Below are 21870 nucleotides of genomic sequence, written 5' to 3'. Positions count from 1 at the left end.
ACGACGTCCTCGAGGATCGCCACCCGCATCCCGGGGCGGAGGTTCTTCGTCCCCTCGATCCACTGCGCGGTGCCGTGCTTCTTCGGCTCCTTCCGGATGATGAACGCGGGAACCGGCCAGCCGCGCAGGACCGAGGTGAGCGACACCGCGGTCACGATCGGGTCGGCGCCGAGGGTGATCCCCCCGACCGCCTCCGGACGCTCCCCCGTCTCGAGCATGGCGCAGAAGAGCCGGCCGGTGAGCAGCGCCCCCTCGGCGTCGAGCGTGGCCTGCCGGCAATCGATGTAGAAGTCGGACTCCCTGCCGGAGGAGAGGACGACCTTCCGCTTCTCGTAGCTCTTCTCCTTCAGGAGGGAAAGGAAGCGTCGCCGGTCGGCGGCGAGTTCGGCGGGAAACGCGGCGGAGCCGCGGGCGAAGCGTTGCATTGCGGATCACCCCCTCGGTTTGGTCGGCCGGGGCGGGCGGCGCGTCAGATCCGCACCGACCCCCGGAACAGCGGAAGCTGCTCTTCGGTCTCCACCGTCTCCAGCGGGATCGAATAGTTCCCGGAGAAGCAGGCGTCGCAGTACGAGATGTTCCCGTTCGGCACGCAGGCGTGGAGCCCCTCCATGCTGAGGTACCCCAGGGTGTCGGAGGTGAGATACGTGTTGATCTCCTCCAGCGTGTGAGTGGCCGCGATCAGGTCGCGCCGCAGCGGCGTGTCGATCCCGTAGAAGCACGGGTAGCAGGTCGGCGGCGAGCTGATGCGGACGTGGATCTCCTTCGCCCCCGCCGCCCGGATCATCTTGATGATCTTGCGGCCCGTCGTCCCCCGCACGATCGAATCGTCGACCACGACGACCCGCTTCCCGTTCACCACTCCGCGCACGGCGTTCAGCTTGATCTTCACGCCGAAATGCCGGATCGACTGCTGCGGCTCGATGAAGGTGCGCCCCACGTAATGGTTCCGGATCAGCCCCATCTCGAACGGGATCCCCGCCGCCTCCGAATACCCCAGCGCCGCCGGCACGCCCGAATCGGGGACCGGGATCACGATGTCCGCGCCGGCCGGGTGCTCCCGGGCGAGCTGCCGGCCGAGCGCCTTGCGGACCTCGTAGATGCTCCTGCCGCCCAGCACCGAGTCGGGGCGGGCGAAGTAGATGTATTCGAAGATGCAGAACCGCTCGACCGCCGGGAGGAACGGGTGGTACGACTGCGTTCCGCGGTGGTCGACCACGACCATCTCGCCGGGCGCGACGTCCCGGAGGAAATCCGCCTCGATGAGGTCGAGCGCGCACGACTCGGAGCAGATCACCGTGCCGCCGTCCTCCCCCTTGAGCTTCCCGAGGACCAGCGGGCGGATCCCGTGGGGGTCCCGCACCCCGATCAGCTTGTCGCGGGTCATGAACAGGAGGGAGTACGCGCCGCGGACCTGGTTCAGCGCGTCGACGATCCGGTCCTCGATCCGATCCTTCCGGGAGCGCGCGATGAGGTGGACGATGACTTCCGTGTCCATCGTCGACTGGAAGATGGAACCGGAGACCTCGAGCTCCCGCTTGATCTCGTGCGCGTTCACGAGGTTCCCGTTGTGGGCGACGGCGATGGATCCGGATTCGAAGTCGACCACCACGGGCTGCGCGTTCTTCAGGTCGGAGCTGCCGGTGGTCGAGTAGCGGACGTGGCCGATGGCGGCGTGGCCGGGGAGGCGGGACAGGATCTCCTCCGAGAAGATGTCGGCGACCAGCCCCATCTCCTTGTGGAAGGTGATGACCTCGCCGTCCGTGCTGGCGATCCCGGCGCTCTCCTGCCCGCGGTGCTGCAGGGCGTAGAGCCCCAGGTACGTCATGTTGGACGCCTCGGGGTGGCCGTGGATCCCGAAGATCCCGCACTCCTCGTTCCAGCCGTCGAACATCCGCTCCCCTACCGGTCGAGGCCCAGTGCCGAGGCGAATCCGTCCCGCCAGACTTCCAGCAGGTCGACCGCCCGGACCTTCGCAACGCCCTCGATGTCGATGTGCTCCCCGCCGACGTGTCCCAATTCCGTCATTGTAATACGGAACCGACGGGCCGCGTCGAGCAGGGATTCCCTTTTTCCGGGGCGGCAGGAGACGAGGACCGCGCCCTGGCACTCCGCGAACATCGCGAAGTCCGCGCGGACCCGCTCGGGATACGGATTGGCCGCCGTCACGCCGATCGGCCCCTCCGGGCGCGTGATGCAGCATTCGGCAAGGGCGCAGGCGTATCCCCCCTCCGCCAGGTCGTGGGCGGACGCGGCGATCCCTTCCCGGGCCGCGGCGCGGAGGAACTCCTGCAGCCGCTTCTCGTGCCCGAGGTCCACCGGGGGCGGCGTGCCCGCAACGCGTCCGTGCGCCTCCTTGAGGTACAGGGACCCTCCGAGGTGCGGGCCGAGACGGTCGGCACCCGCGAGGAACACCCGGTCCCCCGGCGCCGAAAACCATTGCGTAAGCCGCGTCGAGGCGTCCGGAAGCAGCCCCACCGTCGCCACCGTCGGGGTCGGATGGATCCCCTTTCCCATCGTTTCGTTGTAGAAGGAGACGTTCCCGGAGACCACCGGGATCGAGAGCGCGTCGCACGCCTTCGACATCCCCTCGATCGCCGAGCGGAACTGCCACATGATCTCCGGCTTCTCCGGGTTGCCGAAGTTCAGGCAGTCGGTGAGGCCGATCGGCTCCGCCCCGGAGCAGGCGACGTTCCGGGCGGATTCGCAGACGGCGATCATCCCGCCCGCGAACGGGTCGAGGAGGCAGTACCGGCTGTTGCAGTCGACCGACATCGCGATCCCCTTCCTCGTCCCCTTGACGCGGAGCACCGCGGCATCGGAACCCGGCAGGACGATCGTGTTCGTGCGGATCATGTGGTCGTACTGGCGGTAGATCCACTTCTTGTCGGCCATCTCGGGGCACGACATCATCCGGAGCCACGTCTCCGCCAGGTCGGAAGGCGCCGGAAGCGCCGCGGGATCGAGCCTCTGGAGCGCGTCCTGGCCTTCCGGACGGACCGCGGGACGGTCGTACAACGGCGCCTGGTCGGTCAGGGACCCGATCGGGATCTCCGCGACCGTCTTCCCGCGCCACCGGATCCGCGCCACGCCGTCTCCGGTCACCTCGCCGACGACGGAGACGTCGAGGTCCCACTTCTCGAAGATCTCCCGGACCTCCCCTTCCCTCCCCTTCTTCGCCACGAGGAGCATCCGCTCCTGCGACTCGGAGAGCATGAGCTCGTACGGGGTCATCCCCTCCTCGCGCTGGGGGACCCGGTCGAGGTCCATCGTGAACCCGGTCCCGGCGCGGGACGCCATCTCGAAGGAGGAGGAGGTGAGGCCGGCCGCCCCCATGTCCTGGATCCCCACGATCGCGTCGGTGCGCATGAGCTCCAGGCACGCCTCGAGGAGGAGCTTCTCGGTGAACGGGTCGCCCACCTGCACGGTCGGGCGTTTCTCCTCGGACTTCTCGTCGAACTCGCCGGACGCCATCGTCGCCCCGTGGATGCCGTCGCGCCCCGTCTTGGACCCGACGTACACGATCGGGTTCCCGATCCCGGAGGCGGTTCCCCGCCAGATCCGGTCGTGGCGGACGACCCCCAGCGTGAAGGCGTTCACCAGGATGTTCCCGTCGTAGCACTCGTCGAAGTAGACCTCGCCGCCGACGGTGGGGACGCCGATGCAGTTGCCGTACCCCGCGATCCCGGAAACGACGCCGCCGACCAGGTACCGGGTCCGCGGGTGGTCGGGACGCCCGAAGCGGAGGGAGTTCAGCGAGGCGATGGGGCGCGCCCCCATCGTGAAGACGTCGCGCAGGATCCCCCCCACGCCGGTGGCCGCCCCCTGGTACGGCTCGATGAAGGACGGGTGGTTGTGGCTCTCCATCTTGAAGGCGACGGCCAGGCCGTCGCCGATGTCGACGATCCCGGCGTTCTCCCCGGGCCCCTGGAGGACGCGCGGCCCCTTCGTGGGGAACTTCCTCAGGTGGACGCGGGAGCTCTTGTAGGAGCAGTGCTCGCTCCACATGACGGAGAAGATGCCGAGCTCGGTGAAGTTCGGGTCCCGTCCCAGGATGGAGCGGATCCGCCCGAACTCCTCCTCGGAGAGCCCGTGCTCCCTCGCGAGGGCGGCGGTGACCGGTCTCTCCTTCATCGTCCGCCCTCCTTGAGCCAGGCCGCCATCGAGTCGAAGAGGCGGCGGCCGTCGGCGCTCCCCATCTCGGCTTCCGCGCACCGCTCCGGATGGGGCATCATCCCGAGGACGTTCCCCTTCCCGTTGCAGATCCCGGCGATGTTTCCGGCGGAACCGTTCGGGTTGGACTCGGCGGTCACCGAACCGGTCGGGTCGCAGTACCGGAAGACCACCTGGCCGTTCGACTCGAGGGTGGACAGGGTCGGGGCGTCCGCGTAGTAGTTCCCCTGGTAGTGGGCGACGGGGATCCGGAGCACGCTGCCGGGAGCCACCGACTTCGTGAAGGGAGTGCGCGAGGTTTCCGCCTTCAAGTGCACGTAATCGCAGATGAAACGCAGGGAGTCGTTGACGATCATCGCGCCGGGAAGCAGTCCCGCCTCCAGAAGGATCTGGAATCCGTTGCAGATGCCGATCACGGGACCGCCGCCGTCCGCGAACCGCCGGACGGCGTCCATGACGGGAGACAGCTTGGCCATCGCGCCGGTCCGCAGGTAGTCGCCGTAGGTGAAGCCGCCGGGGATGACCACGGCGTCGAAACCTTCGAGGGAGGACTGCTTGTGCCAGACGAACTCCGCGTCGAGCCCGACCACGTGCTTCAGGGCGTGGTACGCGTCGTGGTCGCAGTTGGAGCCGGGGAACACTAAAACCGCGGTCTTCATTTCCCCCTCACCCCTCGATCTCGATCCGGTACTCTTCGATGACGGTGTTGGCCAGGAGCCGGCGGCACGCCTCGTCCAGGCGCTTCTTCGCCTCCTCGCGGCCGATCTCCGCAAGCGCGACCTCCATGAACTTCCCGACCCGGACGTCCTCCACCCCGTCGATCCCCAGGTGGGAGAGCGAGGCGTGGATCGCCTTTCCCTGGGGATCCAGGACCCCCCGCTTGAGCGTGACGTAGATTTTCGCCCTCACCCCTTGCCTCCCTTTTCCCCGAAGACGCGGTCGATGATCCCGTCGATGTTCTTCAGGTAATAGCCGATGTCGAACAGCGCGTCGAACTCCTTCTTCGTCAGCGCGGCGCGTACGTCCCGGTCCTTCCACAGCAGCGCGGAGAGCGGACGTCCGGTCCTCCACGACCGCATCGCCTGCCGCTGCACGACCTCGTACGCCTTCTCCCGCGAGAATCCTTTCGAGGCCAGCGCCAGGAGAACCCGCTGGGAGTACAGGAGGCCGTGGGTGCTCTCGAGATTCTTCGTCATCCTGTCGGGGTAGACGACCAGCTTCTCCATCATCCCCCGGAACCGCCCGAGGGCGAAGTGGAGGGCGATGGTGGCGTCGGGGGCGATCACCCGCTCCGCCGACGAGTGGCTGATGTCCCGCTCGTGCCAAAGGGCGATGTTCTCCATCGCCGTCACGGCGTACCCCCGCAGCAGCCGGGAAAGCCCCGAGAGGTTCTCGGAGAGGACCGGGTTCCTCTTGTGCGGCATCGCCGAGGACCCTTTCTGCCCCGCGGAGAAGAACTCTTCGACCTCCAGCACCTCCGTCCGCTGGAGGTGGCGGATCTCGGTGGCGAACTTGTCGAGGGAGGAGGCCGTGATCGCCATGGCGGAGAACACCTCCGCGTGCCGGTCCCGCTGGATCACCTGGGTGGAAGCGGGCGCCGCCGCGAGCCCCAGCTTCCTGCAGACGAACTCCTCCACGAACGGGTCGATGTTGGCGAACGTCCCCACCGCGCCGGAGATCTTCCCGACGGAGATGACGTCCCGGGCGCGCTTGAGGCGGGCGATGTCGCGCCGCACCTCGTCGGCCCACAGCGCCATCTTCCAGCCGAAGGTCACCGGCTCCGCGTGGATCCCGTGCGTCCTCCCGATCATCACGGTCCGCCGGTGCTCCATCGCCCTGGCCTTCAGGACGGAGAACACCCCTTCCGCCTCCCGGATCAGCAGCGTCAGCGCCTGCCGCATCTGCACGGCGAAGGCGGTGTCCAGGACGTCGGAGCTGGTCATCCCCACGTGGAGGAACCGGGAATCGTCCCCGATGGTCTCGGCCACCGACGTCAGGAAGGCGATGACGTCGTGCTTCACCTTCCGCTCGATCTCGTCGATCCGGGCGACGTCGAACGCCGCCTTCCGCCGGACCCGCGCCAGGGCGTCCTTCGGGATCCACCCCTTTTGGACCATCGCCTCCATGGCGAGGACCTCGATGTCGAGCCAGATGCGGAACCGGTTCTCGTCCTTCCAGATCGCCGCCATCTCGGGCCGCGTGTACCGTTCGATCACGTCGTCCCTCCTTATGTTCCGGTGTGCCCGAAGCCGCCGGCGCCGCGGGGCGTCCCGTCGAGGTCGTCCACGACCGTCAACCGCGCCGACAGGACCGGCGAAAAGACGATCTGCGCGATCCGGTCGCCGCGCCGGACGCGGAACGGCTCCTCCCCGAAGTTCGCGAGGATCACCTGGATCTCCCCGCGGTAGTCGGCGTCGATCGTCCCGGGGGAGTTGAGGCACGTCACCCCGTTCCGGATCGCGAGCCCGCTGCGGGGGCGGACCTGCCCCTCGACTCCGGGCGGAAGGGAAAGCGCCACGCCGGTCGGTATCAACGCCCGGCCGCCGGGCGGGACGGTCACCTCCGCGTCGACCGCCGCGGAAAGGTCCATCCCCGACGCCCCCCCGGTCCGGTACGACGGCAGGAGCTCCACTCCCCCGCGAACCAGCCGGACGCGGATGTCGCACCCGCCGCCCGCGCTCAAAAGGCGAGCTCCCCCGCGGGCAGATCCCCCAGCGCCGCCAGCGCGAACCGCTCCCGGGGAAGCAGCTCCTCCGCGAGCTCGCGCACCTCGCCCGGCGTCACCGCGTCGACCCTCGAGAGGATCGCCTCGGGCGGCTCCCGGCGGTCGAGGTACATCTCGTTCATCGCGAGGAACGACATCCGGTACCCGGTCGACTCCAGCGACAGGAGCGTGTTCCCCTTGATGAGCTCCTTGGCGAAGGCGACGTCGTCGTCGGAGATGCCGCCCCGGCGGAGATCGTCGACGATGCGCCCCGCGAGCTCCAGGACCTCCAGGACGTGCTCCTTGCCGGTCCCCGCGTAGATCTCGAGGATCCCGGTGTCCGCGTAGACCGAGAGCGACGAACCGACGGAGTACGCCAGCCCGCGCTCCTCCCGCACTCTCTGGAAGAGGCGGCTGCTGGAGCTGCCGCCCAGGATCGCGTTCAAGATGTCCATCGCGAAGACGCGCTCGCTGCGCCGGGAGACGGCCGGGGCGCCCAGGCACAGGTGCGCCTGCTCGAGCGGCTTCGGCTTCAGGAACGATCCCCGGGCGGGCGCGGTGGGCGGCGGGGGCGTCAACGGCTCGCGAAGCTCCAGGGAGCCCAGCGCGTTCGCGACCTCCGCCGCGACCCCGGAGTGATCCAGGTTTCCGACGACGGTGACCACGATTCCCCGGCGGCGGAACCGGTCCCGGAAATACCCCTCGACCCGGTCCCGGTCGAACCGGTCGACGCTCTCCGCCGTCCCCTGCACCGGGAGGCCCAGCGGGTGCCCGTTCCAGTACGACGCGTTGAAGAAGTCGTGCAGGAACTCCTCGGGAGTGTCGTCCACCATCAGGATCTCCTGGAGGATGACGCTCTTCTCGCGCGCGAGCTCCGCGGGGTCGAAGAGGGAGTGGCGGTAGATGTCGGAGAGGAGGTCCACGAGGAGCGGGAAATCCTTCTCCATGGATTTGGCGAAGAAGTAGGTGTACTCGCGAGAGGTGTAGGCGTTCATCGTCCCGCCGACCGATTCGATGGCCCGCGAGATGTCGATCGCCTTCCGGCGGGGCGTGCCCTTGAAGAGCATGTGCTCGATGCAGTGGGCGATCCCGCTGTCCGCGGGCGTCTCGGCCCGCGAGCCGACCGGGACCCAGATCCCGACCGTCGCGGACCGCAGGTACGGCACCTGCTCGGTGACTATGGCGATTCCGTTGTCGAGGACGGTTCGTTCGACGGTCATCGACGTCGACCGATTACCGGCGTCCCCTCGGTCCCCCGCGGCCCCGGTCCCGGTCGCGGTCCCTGCCGCCGCCCTCCTTGTCGGAGGAAGGCGGCGGTCCGGTGGCCGCCTTGAAACGCCCCTCCTCCTCGAACTCCTTGTGGGTGAGGCGGATCTTGCCGTCGCGGTCGACCTCGAGGACGCGGACGGTGACCTCGTCCCCCTCCTTGAAGCAATCCGCCACGTTGACCCGGTGCTTCGAGATCTGCGAGACGTGCAGCAGGCCGTCGGTCCCGGGGAAGATCTCCACGAAGGCGCCGAATTCCATGATCTTGCGAACCCGCCCCGGGTAGACCCTTCCCACCTCGGGCTCCTGCGTGATCCCCTCGATGATCGAGATGGCGGCGCGCGCGGAGTCCTGGTCGACCGCTGCGATCTTGACCGTGCCGTCGTCCTCGATGTCGATCTTGACGCCGGTCTGCTCCTGGATGCCCCGGATGACCTTGCCTCCCGGGCCGATGATCTCGCGGATCTTGTCGGTCTTGACCATCATGACGTAGATCCGCGGCGCGAACGGGGAGAGCTCGGGACGGTGCTCGGGAAGGACCGCGTTCATCTTCCCCAGGATGTGGAGGCGCCCCTCGCGCGCCTGGCGCAGCGCGGTCAGCATGATGTCGCGGCTGACCCCCCCGATCTTGATGTCCATCTGGATGGCGGTGACCCCGTTCCCGGTACCCGCGACCTTGAAGTCCATGTCGCCCAGGTGATCCTCGTCCCCGAGGATGTCGGAGAGGACCGCGATGTCGTCCCCTTCCTTGATGAGCCCCATGGCGATCCCGGACACGGCCCCGCTGACGGGCACTCCCGCGTCCATCATGGCCAGCGACGACCCGCAGACGGTCGCCATGGAGGAGGAGCCGTTGGACTCGAGCACCTCGGAGACCACGCGGACCGTGTAGGGGAAATCGGCCCCCCCGGGGAGGACCTTGGCGACCGCCCGCTCGGCCAGCGCGCCGTGCCCCACTTCGCGGCGTCCGGGGGCGCGCAGCATCTTGACCTCCCCGACGCTGAACGGCGGGAAGTTGTAGTGGAGCATGAACGCCTTGGTGGTGTCGCCCAGGATCGAGTCGATCCGCTGCTCGTCCTGGGAGGTCCCCAGGGTGGCGGTGACCAGGACCTGCGTCTCGCCGCGCGTGAAGACGGCGGAGCCGTGGGTCCTCGGGAGCACGCCGACCTCGCAGCTGATGTTCCGGACGTCGGAGAGGCCGCGGCCGTCGATCCGCTTCCGCTCCTTCGTGATCTTCCCGCGGACGACCTTCTTCTCGAGGCTCTTGAACGCGTCCGCGATGAGGGCGGCCTTCTCCGCGCGCTCCTCCTCGCCGAAGGCCGAACGGACCTGTTCGGAGATCTCCTCGACCCTCCGGCGCCGGTCCTGCTTCGCCAGGATCGCGTACGCCTCGGCCAGCGGCGACGCGGCGATGGCGGCGACCTTTTTCGCGTCCTCTTCCGGGAGCTCCTTCTTCTCGAACGCCCTCTTCTCCTTGCCGATCTCCTTCGCCATCCGCTCCTGCAGGTCGAGGACGGGGACCAGGGAGCGGTGCGCGAAGAGGATGGCGTCCAGCACCTCCTCCTCCGGGACTTCGCTCGCCCCTCCCTCGACCATCAGGATCGCGTCCCGGCTGCCGGCGACGAAGATGTTGATGTCGCTCCGCTCCAGGTCGGGGATCCGGGGGTTGATCACGAGCTCCCCGTCGATCCGCCCGACCCGCGCGCCCGCGATGGGGCCCGCGAACGGGATCTCGGAGATGGACAACGCGGCGGACGCCCCGATCATCGCGAGGATGGCCGTGTCGTTCTCCTTGTCGGCGGAGAGGACGGTGGCGATCACCTGGATCTCGTTGTAGAACCCTTTCGGGAAGAGGGGGCGGATGGGGCGGTCGATCAGGCGGGAGGTGAGCACCTCGAACTCGGACAGCCTCCCCTCGCGCTTGAAGAAGCCGCCGGGGATCTTCCCCACGGCGAAGGTCTTCTCCACGTAGTCGACCACCAGGGGAAGGAAGTCGATCCCGGGCCTCGGCTGCTCGGTTGCGCACGCGGTGACGATGACGACCGATTCGCCGTACTGCACGACGGCCGCGCCTCCCGCCTGCTTGGCCCAACGGCCCGATTCGATGGACAATTTGCGTCCGGAGATTTCCGTTTCGTACACGTTTCCCACGGTGTGTTCTTCCCTTCTCGGTTCGGCCCCCGGCGGGGCCGCGGTTTATGTTGGTCGGGTGATGTCGAAAACGTACGGGGCTACTTGCGCAGGCCGAGGGACTCGACCACCGCCTTGTACCGCATCGACTCCTTGGACTTCAGGTAGTCCAGCAGGCGGCGGCGCTGCCCGACGAGCTTGAGGAGCCCGCGCCGGGAGTTGAAGTCCTTGGTGTGCGATTTCAGGTGGTCCGTGATCATGTTGATCCGCTCCGTCAGGAGCGCGATCTGGACCTCGGGGGAGCCGGTGTCCGACTCGTGCACACGAAACTTTCCGATGATGTCCTTCTTCTTCTCCGTGACCAGGCTCATGTCCTTGTGACCTTCTCCTTTCATTCCCATGGAACCGTTCCGTTTTATTGAAGATTTTCTTTATACCACAATGCGCGCGGCAAGTAAATTACATGCCCCGCAGGATCTTCCAGATCCCCTGGGAACCGCGCCCCACGATCGAGAGCGGCTCCTCTTCCCGCGTCACGAGAAGCGCCGTGTCCTCCCGGACCTCCGCCGCGAGCCGGACGAGCCATTCCCCGGAAAGCCGGCCGTTCCGAACGGCCGGTACCGCCTCGTCCGGGACGACCCGGTGCGGCATCCCGGACAGCGCCTTCGCGATCGGGATCAGCGCGCCGGACGCCGCGCCGCGGGCGGAAAGCTCCCGCAGCCCATCGAGCGTGACGGCGTCCTCGATCCGGAAATCGCCCACTCGGGTCCGGCGAAGGGCCGCGACCGTCATCGGCACGCCGAGCCGCTCCCCCAGGTCACGCGGCAGGGCCCGCACGTAGAATCCTTTCGAGCACGCGATGTGCGCCCGGAAACCCCCGGGGGTCCAGGAGAGGAGCCGGGCCTCCCGGACCGTGACCGTCCGGGGGGGAAGCGGAACCTCCTTCCCTTTCCGGGCGAGCGCGTAGGAGCGGACGCCCCCCACCTTCACGGCGGAGTAGGCCGGCGGGACCTGCGGGAAGGTCCCGACCAGTCCGGAGAGCGCGGCGGCCACTTCCGGTTCCGACGCGGTCGCCCCGGGGCGTTCCTCCGTCGGCTTCCCCGTGGCGTCGCCCGTGTCGGTCGCGACCCCCAGGGCGAACTCCGCCTCGTACTCCTTCTCCTCCTCCACCAGGTAGCCGGCGATCTTCGTGGCGGCCCCGACGCACACCGGAAGGACCCCGGTGGCCATCGGGTCGAGGGTCCCGGCGTGGCCGCACTTGCGCTCCCGGAGGATCGCGCCCGCCGCCCGCACCGCGTCGAACGACGTGATCCCCCCCGGCTTGTCCAGGACGAGAACGCCCGCCGTCACGGGAGCGCGGTACCGAGGGCCTCGAACACCTTCCGCTTCACCTCGGCCAGGGACCCGGGGACGGTGCAGCCGGCGGCGTTCCGATGGCCGCCTCCGCCGAAGCGCGACGCCACCGCGGAGACGTCGACGCGCCCCTTCGACCGGAAGCTCACCCGGAACACGTCCCCCTCCTCCTCGCGGAAGGAGACGGCGACCTCGACCCCGACGATGGACCGGGGGTAGTTGATGAACCCCTCGAGCGCGTCCTTCCCCGCCGCGAACTCCGAAAGATCCGAGCGCATCGTGGTGATGGAGGCGACCTTCCCCCCCGCGACGACCTCGAGGGACGCGAGCACCCGGCCGAGGAGGCGGAGCCGCCACGCGCTCTGCGTCTCGTACACCTGCTCCGCCACGGCCCACGGATCCACGCCGCGCCGGACCATATCCCCCGCCACCTGGAACGCCTCCGGCGAAGAGCTGCCGTAGTGGAACGAGCCGGTGTCGGTGAGAACCGCGACGTAGATGTTGACCGCCACGGCGAGGTCGAAGTCGTACCCCATGGCGGAGAGGACTCGATGGACCAGGAGACCGGTCGCGGCGGCGTCGGGGTCCACGAGCGAGAGCTCCCCGCGGTCGCCGTTGGTGCGGTGGTGGTCGATGTTGACGAGGAGGGGGCACTTCAGCAGTTCGACCCCGACCCGACCCGTCCGATCGGGGGAGCCGCAGTCGACCACGACCGCGACGTCGTATTTCGACCCGTCCTCCTCGAACACCACGGTGTCGGCGCCGGGGAGGAAGAGCAGGTTGCCCGGGACGGGGTCGGAGTTCAGGACGACGGCGGTCTTCCCCATCTTCCGGAGCGCGAGGGCCAGCGCGAGCTCGGAGCCGATGGCGTCGCCCTCGGGGTTCTCGTGGCAGGCGATCAGGAACCGGTCCATCTCCCGCAGGACGCGGCAGACCGCTTCGATGTCACCCCTCATCGGGCCGTTCCTCCCCGCCCGCGATCCCCTTGAGGAGCGCGTCGATCCGTGCCCCCCGGTCGTACGAGTCGTCGTAGTGGAACTGGAGTTCGGGGGCGTACCGGAGATCGAGCACGCGACCGAGCTCGCGGCGCAGGTACCCGCCGGAGCGCCGCAGCGCCTGCGCTACGGCCTTGCGTTCCCCGGGTCCGACGAGCGCCGAATAGTTGACGTGGGCGATCTTGAGGTCGGGCGTGACGGACACGTCGGTGATCGTCACGGCGGCGAGGCCGGGATCGTTCACCTTCCGCTGCATCAGGAGGGAGAGCTCCTCCCGGATCCGCTCGCCGACCCGGGCGGGGCGGTCGCCGCGACCCTTCATCTATATCTCGCTCCCCTCGGGGTGGAAATATTCGACGCGGCGGGAGAGGAGCTCCACCTCGCCGCTCCCGCCGATCCCGTCCGTGATCCGGTCGAACATCGACTGCGCGAGCCGCGCGTCGGTGGTGACCAGGGCCACCCCGATCGTGCCCCGCTGCCAGAGCCCCTGTTCCCCGACCTCGGCCACGGACACCGGGTACCCGGCCCGGATCCGGGCGACGAGCCCCGAGAGCCTCCTCCGGCGGTCCTTCAGGGACGCGGCGTCGGGAAAGAACAGCTCCGCCGTCAGCACCGCGACCAGCAAAATCCCCCTCTATGCCGCCGCGGCGGGCGTCACCCCAGGATCCCGGCGACCTTCTCGATGACGAACGCCTCGATGTGGTCGCCCACCTGGATGTCGTTGAAGTTCTCGATGCCGAGGCCGCACTCGTACCCCTCGACGACCTCCTTCACGTCGTCCTTGAACCGCTTGAGGGAGGAGAGCTTCCCTTCGTACACCACCACGCTGTCGCGCAGCAGCCGTATGCTCGAGTTGCGGGTGATCTTTCCCGAGAGGATGCTGCAGCCGGCGATCGTTCCGATCTTCGATATGTGGAACGTGTTGCGCACCTCGGCCCGTCCCTGGACGACCTCCTTCAGGGTCGGCTCGAGGAGCCCCTCCATCGCCTTGCGGATGTCGTCGACCACGTCGTAGATGACGGAGTACAGGCGGATGTCGACCCCTTCCCGCTCGGCCAGGTCGGCGCCCTTCGGCTCCGGACGCACGTTGAACCCGATGATGACGGCGGAGGACGCCGACGCGAGCATCACGTCGGACTCCGATATGCCGCCGACGCCCGAGTGGATGACGGCGACCTTCACCTTGTCGGTGGCCAGCTTCCCGAGGGAGAACTGGAGCGCCTCCATCGACCCCTGGACGTCGGACTTGATGACGATGTTCAGGTCCTTGACCTCGCCCGCGTCGATCTTCCGGTGAAGGTCCTCGAGGCTCAGGCGGGGGCGCGTGACGGCCCGCTCGCGCTCCTTCTCGGACCGGTGCAGCGCGATCTGCCGCGCCGTCCTCTCGTCCTTCAGGACGGCGAACTTCTGGCCGGCGTCCGGAAGCCCCGACAGGCCCTGGATCTCCACGGGGGTCCCGGGATCCGCCTCGTCGAGGCGCTTCCCCTTGTGGTTCGCCAGCGCGCGGACGCGGCCGTAGTGGCTGCCGGTCACGATGGAATCGCCGACCCGCAAGGTTCCGTCCTGGACGAGCACGGTGGCCACCGGTCCCCGCCCCTTCTCCAGCCGCGATTCGAGGACGGTGCCGCGGGCCATCTTCCCCGGGTTCGACTTCAGCTCGAGGATATCCGCCTGGAGCAGGACGAGCTCGAGCAGCTCGCTGATCCCGGTCCGCTTCTTCGCGGAGACGTTGGCGAACAGCGTCGTCCCTCCCCACGCCTCGGGAAGAAGGCCGTGGTCGGACAGCTGCTGCCGGATCCGGTCGGGCTGGGCGCCCGGCTTGTCGATCTTGTTCACCGCGACCACGATCGGGACGCCGGCCGCCTTGGCGTGGTCGATCGCCTCGATCGTCTGCGGCATCACCCCGTCGTCCGCCCCGACGACGAGGATCACGATGTCGGTCACGGAGGCGCCGCGCGCGCGCATCGAGGTGAACGCCTCGTGGCCCGGGGTGTCGAGGATCACGAGCCGGCGGTCGTGGTGTTCGACCTCGTACGCCCCGATGTGCTGCGTGATCCCCCCCGCCTCGGATTCGGTGACCTTGCTCTCGCGGATCGCGTCGAGCAGGGTGGTCTTCCCGTGGTCGACGTGCCCCATGATGGTCACCACGGGCGGCCTCGGGCGGAGGTCCTCCTCGCGGTCCGCCTCCTGGTCGATCAGGCTCTCGACCTCGGGCGCCACGTTCTCGACCTCGAATCCGTACTCCTGCGCGAGGAGGCTGGCCGTGTCGGCGTCCAAGAGCTGGTTCAGCGTGGAGGGCATCCCCATCTCGATCAGCTTCTTGATGACGTCCGCCGCCTTGACGCCCATCCGGTGCGCGAGGTCCCCGACGGTCACCACCTCCTCGATCTTCAGCAGCCGCTTGCTCGCCTTGGGCGGGAGCGTGGAAGGGGCCTTCTTCTCCTTGACCGGCTTTCCCCTCCGCTTGGCGACGCGCGCCGGCTGGAACTGCCGAACGACGACGGCTTCCGCCTCGGCGGCGGGGGCGGGGGCTTCGGCCTTCTTGGCTTCGACCTCCGGCTCCCCGAGGACCTCCTGGATGATCGTCTGCTTCAGGACCCCCTTCTGCACCTTCTTCTCGTGGGGCTTCGTCTTCTTCCACTTCTTTTCCTTTTCCTTGCGCACGTCCTCCGGTTTCGGCGGCGTCGCCGGCTTCTCGACGACGCGCACGGTCGGCTCCGGGACGGGGGCGATCTCCGCCGCCGCCTCGCCTTCCCCGCCCGCCGTCTCGGCGGGAGCGGGTGCCGGCGCAGGCGCTTCGACCGGAGGGGGGCCGGCGTGCAGTTCGGCCGGGACCGCGGGCGCGGCTTCCGCCACGGGAGGCTCCTCGGGCGCCTCGGGCGGCGGCGGCGGGGCGGGCGCCCCGCGGCGCAGGATCACCTTCTGCGAACGGCGTTCCAGGACCCCGTCGGAGCGGGTGACGGTGGTGGTCCGCGGAGGGGGAGGGGGCGGGGCCGGCTTCTTGAAGTGGCTCCGGACCCGCTCGATCAGGTCTCCCTCGAGATTGCTGGATGCCGATTTCCCCTTGGCGCCGATCTTTTCGAGGAAGGCGAGGATCTCCTTGCTCGACTCCATTCCGAGATCCCTTGCCAGATCACGAATCCGAACCTTGTCCATCCACTCCCCCCGCTATTTTTTCGTCCCGTCCGGCACGGGGGCGGTCAGGCGGTCGGCCAACCCTCCGCCCCCGGCGCCCATCTTCCAGCGGGCGCCGCCCTTCTGCGTTCGTATCCTCGCCGCGAAACGCGCGACGCATTCGCCGTCCCGGCAAAGGTAGATCCCCCGCCCCGGCATCTTCCCCGCGGGATCCGGAGCCCACCCGGCGCCGGGCCTTCCCGCGATCCGCAGGAGCCGCCCCTTCTCCGCGCGCGTCCCGCACTGGACGCAGGTGCGCAGGGGCGGTGGGCTACTCCTTCGGGGGGGCACCTTCCTCCTTCGCCTCCTCCTCCGCGGCAGCGCCTTCCGCCGAAGCCGCTTCGGAGGGCGCGCCCTCTGTCGAACCGGTACCTTCCGCCGGGGGAGCTTCCGATGCTCCGCCCTCCTTCGCTTCCGTACCTTCCGCCGGAGAAGCTTCGGAGGGGGCTTCCGGCTTCTTCGCGAACAGTCCCTCGGCTCGTTTCAGGGCGTCCTCGACCTGCCCCTCGGCCCGCACCTCGATGTGCCACCCGACGAGCTTGGAGGCGAGCTTGACGTTCTGCCCCTTCTTCCATCGTCTTCTCCGACTCGTTCACGAGCACCCGGATGATCTCCGCGGGCTGCAGCGCGTTGCAGACGAATTTCGCCGGGTCCTCGTCCCACGCGATGATGTCGATCCGCTCCCCGCGCAGCTCCTGCACCACGCTCTGCACCCGGGACCCCTTCATCCCGACGCACGCCCCCACGGGATCCACGTCGCGGTCCTTCGAGCGCACGGCGATCTTCGTGCGGAACCCCGGCTCCCGGGCCACGCTCAGGATGGAGACCACCCCTTCGTACACCTCGGGGACTTCCTGTTCGAACAGCTTGAGGATCATCCGGGGGTCCGAGCGGGACAACAGGATCTCCGGCCCCCGGGACGTCTTGGTGACGTCCTTGATGTAGGCGCGGATCCGGTCGCTCTGGCGGTACCGTTCGCGGGGGATCTGCTCCGACGGGGGCATGATCGCCTCGGTCTTCCCCATGTCGATGACGAGGCAGTCGCGCTCGTACCGCTGCACGATGCCGTTGATGATCTCCCCCTTGCGCCCGATGAACTCGTTGTAGATGACCTCGCGCTCCGCGTCCTTCACCTTCTGCATGATGATCTGCCGCGCGGTCTGGGCCGCGATCCGCCCGAGGTCCTTGGTGCTCAGCCGGTCGCCCAGGCTGTCGCCCACCTGCGCCTCGGGGTCGAGCTCGAGCGCCTCCGCGAGGGTCATCTGCGTATCGGGGTCCGTGAGCTCCGTGACGACGGTGCGGAAGGCGAGGATCTCGAACTCCCCGGTCTCCGGGTCGTAGGTCGCCTCGATGATCTTGTTCATCCCGAACTTCTTGCGGGCCGCGCTCTCGAGCGCTTCCTTGATCGCATCGATGATGATGCCCTTGTCGATCCCTTTTTCCTTGCCCAGTTGGGCTATGATCTGCCCCACGTCCAGAATCATCGCTTTTTCATTCCCTTCCCGAAGAGTTCATCCTGCGATACATCCAGGTTCGCCTTGCGGATCTCCCCGTAGGGGATCCTGAAATGCGCATCGTCCACCCGGACCGTGATCCCTTCGCCGTCGGACGAAAGGAGCTCCCCGGCCAGGTGGCGACGCCCCTCCCGCGGGGCGAGCAGCGCCACCTTCACCCGCTTCCCGAGCGAGTGCGCGTAATGCTCCGGCCTGCGCAGGCGGCGGTTCACGCCGGGAGAGGACGCCTCCAGCACGAAGGGCCCCTCCACGGGATCCTCCACGTCGAGGATCGCGCCGAACCTCCGGCTGAACGCCTGGATGTCGGCCAGCGGGATCCCGCCGTCCCGGTCGATGAACACGCGGAGGATGGTCCTCGGACCTTCCCTCGCGACCTCCACGTCGTAGAGGAGGAGGGAGAGGTCCCGGGCGACTTCCACGGCCAGCGCCTCGATCTTTTCGGTGTCCGTTTTCAAGCTTTGAATTCGGAAAAAAAAAGTGGGCTCCAGCCCACTTAACCTAGCCCCAACGCCATTATAGTACAGGGAAAACGCGGCGGCCCACAACACATTTCTTTTCCTTCGGCTCCCCGCTCCGTCAACCCCGGAGAAGAATCCCCCCGCGGTAGTCGTCGAGCCGGGCGATCTTCTCCCGTGCGAAGAACTCCCGGATCCCCTCGATGATTTCCACGCACGCGTTCGGGTTCCGGAAATTCGCCGTGCCGACCTGGACGGCGGCGGCGCCGACCAGGAGGAACTCGAGGGCGTCCTCCGCGCTCTGGATCCCGCCGATCCCCACCACCGGAATCCGCACCGCCTTGCACGCCTCCCATACCATGCGAAGCGCCACCGGCTTGATCGCCGGTCCGGAGAGCCCCCCGGTGACGTTGGAGAGTTTCGGGCGCCGCGTCCGGTGGTCCACCGCCAATCCGACGAGCGTGTTGATGAGGGTGACGGCGTCCGCCCCCGACTCCTCGGCGACCCGGGCCATCTTCCCCACATCGGTGACGTTTGGGGAGAGCTTCACCCAGAGGGGTTTTTTCGTGGCGGAGCGGACGCGACGGGTCAGCCCCGACAACCCTTCCGATGTGGAGCCGAAGGCGATCCCCCCTTCCTTCACGTTCGGACAGGAGGCGTTCAGCTCGATCGCCGCGAGCGCGGGAAGCTCCGACAGCCGGCGGGCCACCCCCTCGTACTCCTCGATCGTCCGGCCGTAGATGTTCGCCACGAAGACCGCGCCGGCGTCGGCAAGCCGCGGCGCGACGTCGGCGACGAACCGCTCGACACCGATGTTCTGGAGCCCGATCGCGTTCAGCATCCCCGCGGGGGTCTCGACGATCCGCTGCGGGGCGTTGCCCGCCGTCGGAAGAAGGGAGAGCCCCTTGACCACCACCGCCCCCAGCCGGGAGATGTCGTAGAACGGGGAGAATTCGAGGCCGTAGCCGAAGGTTCCGGAGGCGCTCATCACCGGGTTCCGGAGGACCACGCTCCCCACGCGCGCGGTCAGGTCGGGGGACGGAAGAGGATTCGGCGTCACCAGACGATCTCCCCCGCGTCGAACACCGGCCCCTCCCTGCACACCCTCCGGTACGCGGTCCGGTCACCGTCCCGCACCGCGGCGACGCACCCCCAGCACACCCCGAATCCGCACGCCATGTGGTTTTCGAGCGACACCTGCGTGGGAACCCCGTGCGCGGCCGCGGCCGCGGCGATCCCCGAAAGCATCTCCCGCGGACCGCACGAAAGGATCGACACGCGGGCGCGCCCGGGGGGCGAAAGGGCCGCCAGTCGTTCCCGGATCGCGTCGGTGACGGTGCCGAAGAATCCGGCCGTGCCGTCGTCGGTGCACAGGTGGACCCGCCCCGGGAGGTCCCCGCCCGGGATCCACTCCCTTGGGGGAAGCTGATCCCGCGTGCGGCTCCCGAGGAACATCTCGAACTCCGCCTTTCCCTGCGAAAGGGCCACCCCCGCGGGGAAGACGGTCGAGAACCCCACGCCGCCGCCCGCGAGCCACCAGGTCCGGTCCGGCGCGCCGAGGTCGAATCCGTTCCCCAGCGGCAGGGTGATGGACAGGGGGTCGCCGTCGTGCAAACCCGACAGCAGGGCCGTCCCCCGTCCGACCACCTTGTACACGAATTCGACGGTAGCCCGGGAGCGCGTCCCGCCGGCGCGGAAGATGGCGAGCGGGCGAGGCAGGAGCGGATCGTTCCCGGGCCACCCCGACACCATGGCGAACTGCCCGGGGACGAACTCGATCCGGTCGGGAATCGAGACTTCCATCCGGTAGAAGATCCCGTGCCCGGTGTTGCGCACGATCCTCCCGTGGACGAACCGTGTCGCCTTACTCGGCATCGCTCCCGCCGATCCCGCGGGAGAGGAGAACCGCGTCCTCTCCCGTGTCCGTGTAATACCGTTTCCGGATCCCCCGGATCTCGAATCCGCACCGGAAGTACAACCGTTGCGCCTCCTCGTTCCCGACGCGCACCTCGAGGTGGATGAGCGTCGAGCCGGCCAGGGCGCCGCGGCGGATGCACTCGCCGACCAGCGCCCGCCCGATCCCCTCTCCCCGCCGGTCCGGCCGGACGGCGATGTTCAGGAGGTGGGACTCCCCCGCGATGTTCCAGCAGACGGCGTATCCGCACAGCTCGCCGTCCGGGCCTTCCGCCACGACCGGCGAGGAGAACGGCCGTTCCAGGTCTTCCGCGAACATCGACCGGGACCAGGGGGTGGGAAAGGAAACCTCCTCGATCGCCATCACCCGGTCGAGGTCGCCCGTCTCCATGTCGCGGACCCGCCACCCCACGGCGGACGACGCTACCAGCGGATCAGCGCCGACGCCCAGGTGAAACCGGACCCGAACGCCGCCAGGCACACGAGGTCCCCCTCCCGGATCCTCCCCTGCTCGACGCACTCGTCCAGGGCGATCGGGATCGACGCCGCCGTGGTGTTTCCGTACCGCTCGATGTTCGAGAAGACCTTCCCCTCCGGGAGGTCGAGCGCGCTTCCGACCGCCTGCGTGATCCGGAGGTTCGCCTGGTGGGGGATCAGGAGGGAGAGGTCGGACAGGGAACGCCCGTTCTTCTCGAGGGATTCCCGGATCGTTTCCGGAAATCGCCGGACCGCGTGCGTGAAGACGTATTTCCCGTTCATCTTGGGGAAGTGCTTCCCGGCATCGATCGTCCCGTGCGAGATCCACGGATCGTCGATGAAACCGGGCGACTCCAGGATCAGCTCCCCGGCGTATTTCCCCTCGGAGTGCAGGTGGGAGGAAAGGATCCCGCGGCCGGGCTCCGCCGGACCGACGACCGCCGCGCCGGCGCCGTCGCCGAAGATCACCGCGGTGTCGCGCCCCGCCGTGGTGAATCGGAGCCCCCGGCTGTGGATTTCCGCCCCGATGACCAGGACGTGGTCGTGGAATCCGCCCTTCACGTACGCTTCCGCGACGGAGAGCCCGTAGACGAACCCGGTGCACTGGTCGCGCACATCCAGGGCGCCGACGGTGGACATCCCGAGCTGCTGCTGGACCAGGACCCCGCAGCCGGGAAAGAAGTAGTCCGGGGAGAGGGTCGCGAAGACGACGAGGTCGATGTCGCCGACGGAAAGCCCGGCCGCCTCGATCGCCTTCCGGGCGGCGGCCGAACCGAGGCTGGACGTCGTCGCGCCGGGGTCGGCGTACCGTCGTTCGCGGATCCCCGTGCGCTGGACGATCCACTCGTCGGTGGTGTCCATCCGCATCGAAAGCTCCTCGTTCCGCACCACCCGCGGGGGGAGCTCCCGTCCCGTCCCGACGATCCGGGCTCCTCGCATTCCGTCCCCTCTTTACAGGACCAGCACGGCCGCCGCCACGGTCGTGGTGTACTCGTCCTTGACGATCGCCGACTGCGTGATGTTGAACGACTTGTAGATCTTGCCGCTGATCTTCCACACCTCGCGCTTCTCGTCCCAGCTCTTGTCCTCGTCGAATTCCACTCCGAGGGTGGATGCGAGCATCGCGGCGGCAAGGTCCTCGGCGTAGTCGCCCGCCACCTTCTCGGTCTGGCCGAACGCGTGATGCTCGCTCAGGTAGCCGTAGACGGACCGGTCGGAGGGAAGCGCGCAGCCGACGGAGGCCGCCACCAGGCGCCTGGGCTCGTCGCTGCAGCATCGGCTCATGACGACGAACACGATCTCCCCCGGCTGGAGGAGCTTCAGGCCCTCTTCCTTCTTCACGATCCGGCACTTGGGGGGGAAGATGCTCGACACCTGCACCAGGTTGAACTTCTGTATGCCGGCGTCGCGGAGCGCGAGCTCGAACGAGGTCAGCTGCTCCCGGTGGCGGCCGACCCCCTTGGTGAAAAAGACCTTCGTCGGAACGGACATGGGCGGCGCCTCCCTACTTCTCGGACTGGCGGGCGACGAGCCACCCCATCAGCCGGTAGCACAGGCGCGCGGCGAGGTAGTCCGGGGCCCCCATGCCGGCGATCGGGGCGAGCTCCATGATGTCGAACTCGACCACGTTGCGGTTCGCCCGCATCACGTCCCGCAGGATGTCGATCACCTCGAACCATGTGAGCCCCCCCGGTTCCGGGGTGACGACGGCGGGCATG

At 68.4% G+C, this 21870-nt stretch carries 23 protein-coding genes; all 23 read right to left on the bottom strand.

The window, feature by feature from the left end; all coding sequences use genetic code 11:
* Window positions 1-425: hypothetical protein (locus HZB86_08865; protein MBI5905643.1), on the bottom strand; the 425-nt coding region annotated here is incomplete at its 3' end.
* Between the two features lie 44 nt (window positions 426-469).
* Window positions 470-1891: an amidophosphoribosyltransferase gene (locus HZB86_08860; GenBank protein MBI5905642.1), complete on the bottom strand. Its 1422-nt coding sequence runs from the start codon at window positions 1889-1891 to the stop codon at window positions 470-472.
* Between the two features lie 8 nt (window positions 1892-1899).
* Entirely contained in the window at window positions 1900-4131 is a 2232-nt protein-coding gene (gene purL, locus HZB86_08855) for a phosphoribosylformylglycinamidine synthase subunit PurL (protein MBI5905641.1), read from the bottom strand.
* Complete coding sequence (gene purQ, locus HZB86_08850) at window positions 4128-4829, bottom strand: phosphoribosylformylglycinamidine synthase subunit PurQ (protein ID MBI5905640.1); 702 nt, start codon at window positions 4827-4829, stop codon at window positions 4128-4130. Before purQ ends, purL begins: the two co-directional genes overlap by 4 nt.
* A 7-nt stretch (window positions 4830-4836) precedes the next feature.
* Window positions 4837-5079, bottom strand: coding sequence for a phosphoribosylformylglycinamidine synthase subunit PurS (gene purS / locus HZB86_08845; GenBank protein ID MBI5905639.1), 243 nt, complete (start codon window positions 5077-5079; stop codon window positions 4837-4839).
* Window positions 5076-6386 (bottom strand): adenylosuccinate lyase, encoded by a 1311-nt coding sequence (locus HZB86_08840; GenBank protein MBI5905638.1) that lies wholly within the window; start codon window positions 6384-6386, stop codon window positions 5076-5078. The genes purS and HZB86_08840 overlap by 4 nt, the downstream gene beginning before the upstream one ends.
* Before the next feature lie 11 nt (window positions 6387-6397).
* On the bottom strand, window positions 6398-6760 hold the full coding sequence (gene dut, locus HZB86_08835; GenBank protein ID MBI5905637.1) for a dUTP diphosphatase: 363 nt from the start codon (window positions 6758-6760) through the stop codon (window positions 6398-6400).
* 89 nt (window positions 6761-6849) lie between these two features.
* Entirely contained in the window at window positions 6850-8094 is a 1245-nt protein-coding gene (locus HZB86_08830; GenBank protein ID MBI5905636.1) for an insulinase family protein, read from the bottom strand.
* A gap of 13 nt (window positions 8095-8107) precedes the next feature.
* Window positions 8108-10291: a polyribonucleotide nucleotidyltransferase gene (gene pnp, locus HZB86_08825; GenBank protein MBI5905635.1), complete on the bottom strand. Its 2184-nt coding sequence runs from the start codon at window positions 10289-10291 to the stop codon at window positions 8108-8110.
* Window positions 10292-10371: 80 nt separating this feature from the next.
* Window positions 10372-10641: a 30S ribosomal protein S15 gene (rpsO, locus tag HZB86_08820; protein ID MBI5905634.1), complete on the bottom strand. Its 270-nt coding sequence runs from the start codon at window positions 10639-10641 to the stop codon at window positions 10372-10374.
* 88 nt (window positions 10642-10729) lie between these two features.
* Entirely contained in the window at window positions 10730-11620 is an 891-nt protein-coding gene (gene truB, locus HZB86_08815) for a tRNA pseudouridine(55) synthase TruB (protein MBI5905633.1), read from the bottom strand.
* Complete coding sequence (locus HZB86_08810; GenBank protein ID MBI5905632.1) at window positions 11617-12579, bottom strand: bifunctional oligoribonuclease/PAP phosphatase NrnA; 963 nt, start codon at window positions 12577-12579, stop codon at window positions 11617-11619. The genes truB and HZB86_08810 overlap by 4 nt, the downstream gene beginning before the upstream one ends.
* Window positions 12569-12940: a 30S ribosome-binding factor RbfA gene (gene rbfA, locus HZB86_08805; GenBank protein MBI5905631.1), complete on the bottom strand. Its 372-nt coding sequence runs from the start codon at window positions 12938-12940 to the stop codon at window positions 12569-12571. The genes HZB86_08810 and rbfA overlap by 11 nt, the downstream gene beginning before the upstream one ends.
* Window positions 12941-13243, bottom strand: a complete 303-nt coding sequence (locus HZB86_08800; GenBank protein ID MBI5905630.1) for a DUF503 domain-containing protein — start codon at window positions 13241-13243, stop codon at window positions 12941-12943.
* Between the two features lie 29 nt (window positions 13244-13272).
* Window positions 13273-15774 (bottom strand): translation initiation factor IF-2, encoded by a 2502-nt coding sequence (gene infB / locus HZB86_08795; GenBank protein MBI5905629.1) that lies wholly within the window; start codon window positions 15772-15774, stop codon window positions 13273-13275.
* 44 nt (window positions 15775-15818) lie between these two features.
* The gene (gene nusA / locus HZB86_08790; GenBank protein ID MBI5905628.1) at window positions 15819-17276 is read right to left on the bottom strand and encodes a transcription termination/antitermination protein NusA; all 1458 of its coding nucleotides are present in this window, start codon (window positions 17274-17276) and stop codon (window positions 15819-15821) included.
* Window positions 17273-17761 carry a ribosome maturation factor RimP gene (locus HZB86_08785; GenBank protein MBI5905627.1) on the bottom strand — a complete coding sequence of 163 codons (489 nt, stop codon included), beginning with the start codon at window positions 17759-17761 and terminating at the stop codon, window positions 17273-17275. Before HZB86_08785 ends, nusA begins: the two co-directional genes overlap by 4 nt.
* A 121-nt stretch (window positions 17762-17882) precedes the next feature.
* Complete coding sequence (locus HZB86_08780; protein ID MBI5905626.1) at window positions 17883-18749, bottom strand: dihydroorotate dehydrogenase; 867 nt, start codon at window positions 18747-18749, stop codon at window positions 17883-17885.
* A gap of 68 nt (window positions 18750-18817) precedes the next feature.
* Window positions 18818-19636, bottom strand: a complete 819-nt coding sequence (locus HZB86_08775; GenBank protein ID MBI5905625.1) for a dihydroorotate dehydrogenase electron transfer subunit — start codon at window positions 19634-19636, stop codon at window positions 18818-18820.
* Window positions 19626-20066: a ribosomal protein S18-alanine N-acetyltransferase gene (gene rimI / locus HZB86_08770; protein ID MBI5905624.1), complete on the bottom strand. Its 441-nt coding sequence runs from the start codon at window positions 20064-20066 to the stop codon at window positions 19626-19628. The genes HZB86_08775 and rimI overlap by 11 nt, the downstream gene beginning before the upstream one ends.
* A 32-nt stretch (window positions 20067-20098) precedes the next feature.
* Window positions 20099-21091 carry a ketoacyl-ACP synthase III gene (locus HZB86_08765; GenBank protein MBI5905623.1) on the bottom strand — a complete coding sequence of 331 codons (993 nt, stop codon included), beginning with the start codon at window positions 21089-21091 and terminating at the stop codon, window positions 20099-20101.
* Between the two features lie 12 nt (window positions 21092-21103).
* The gene (locus tag HZB86_08760) at window positions 21104-21643 is read right to left on the bottom strand and encodes an arginine decarboxylase, pyruvoyl-dependent (protein ID MBI5905622.1); all 540 of its coding nucleotides are present in this window, start codon (window positions 21641-21643) and stop codon (window positions 21104-21106) included.
* A 13-nt stretch (window positions 21644-21656) separates the two neighbouring features.
* The coding region (locus HZB86_08755) for an arginase family protein (protein MBI5905621.1) at window positions 21657-21870 on the bottom strand (214 nt) is incomplete at its 5' end.

The sequence above is a fragment of the Deltaproteobacteria bacterium genome (genome assembly GCA_016234845.1).
Lineage (GTDB): Bacteria > Desulfobacterota > Deferrimicrobia > Deferrimicrobiales > Deferrimicrobiaceae > JACRNP01.
The sequence above is the reverse complement of the archived record's forward strand: the minus strand, read 5'-3'. Positions and strand labels throughout refer to the sequence as shown.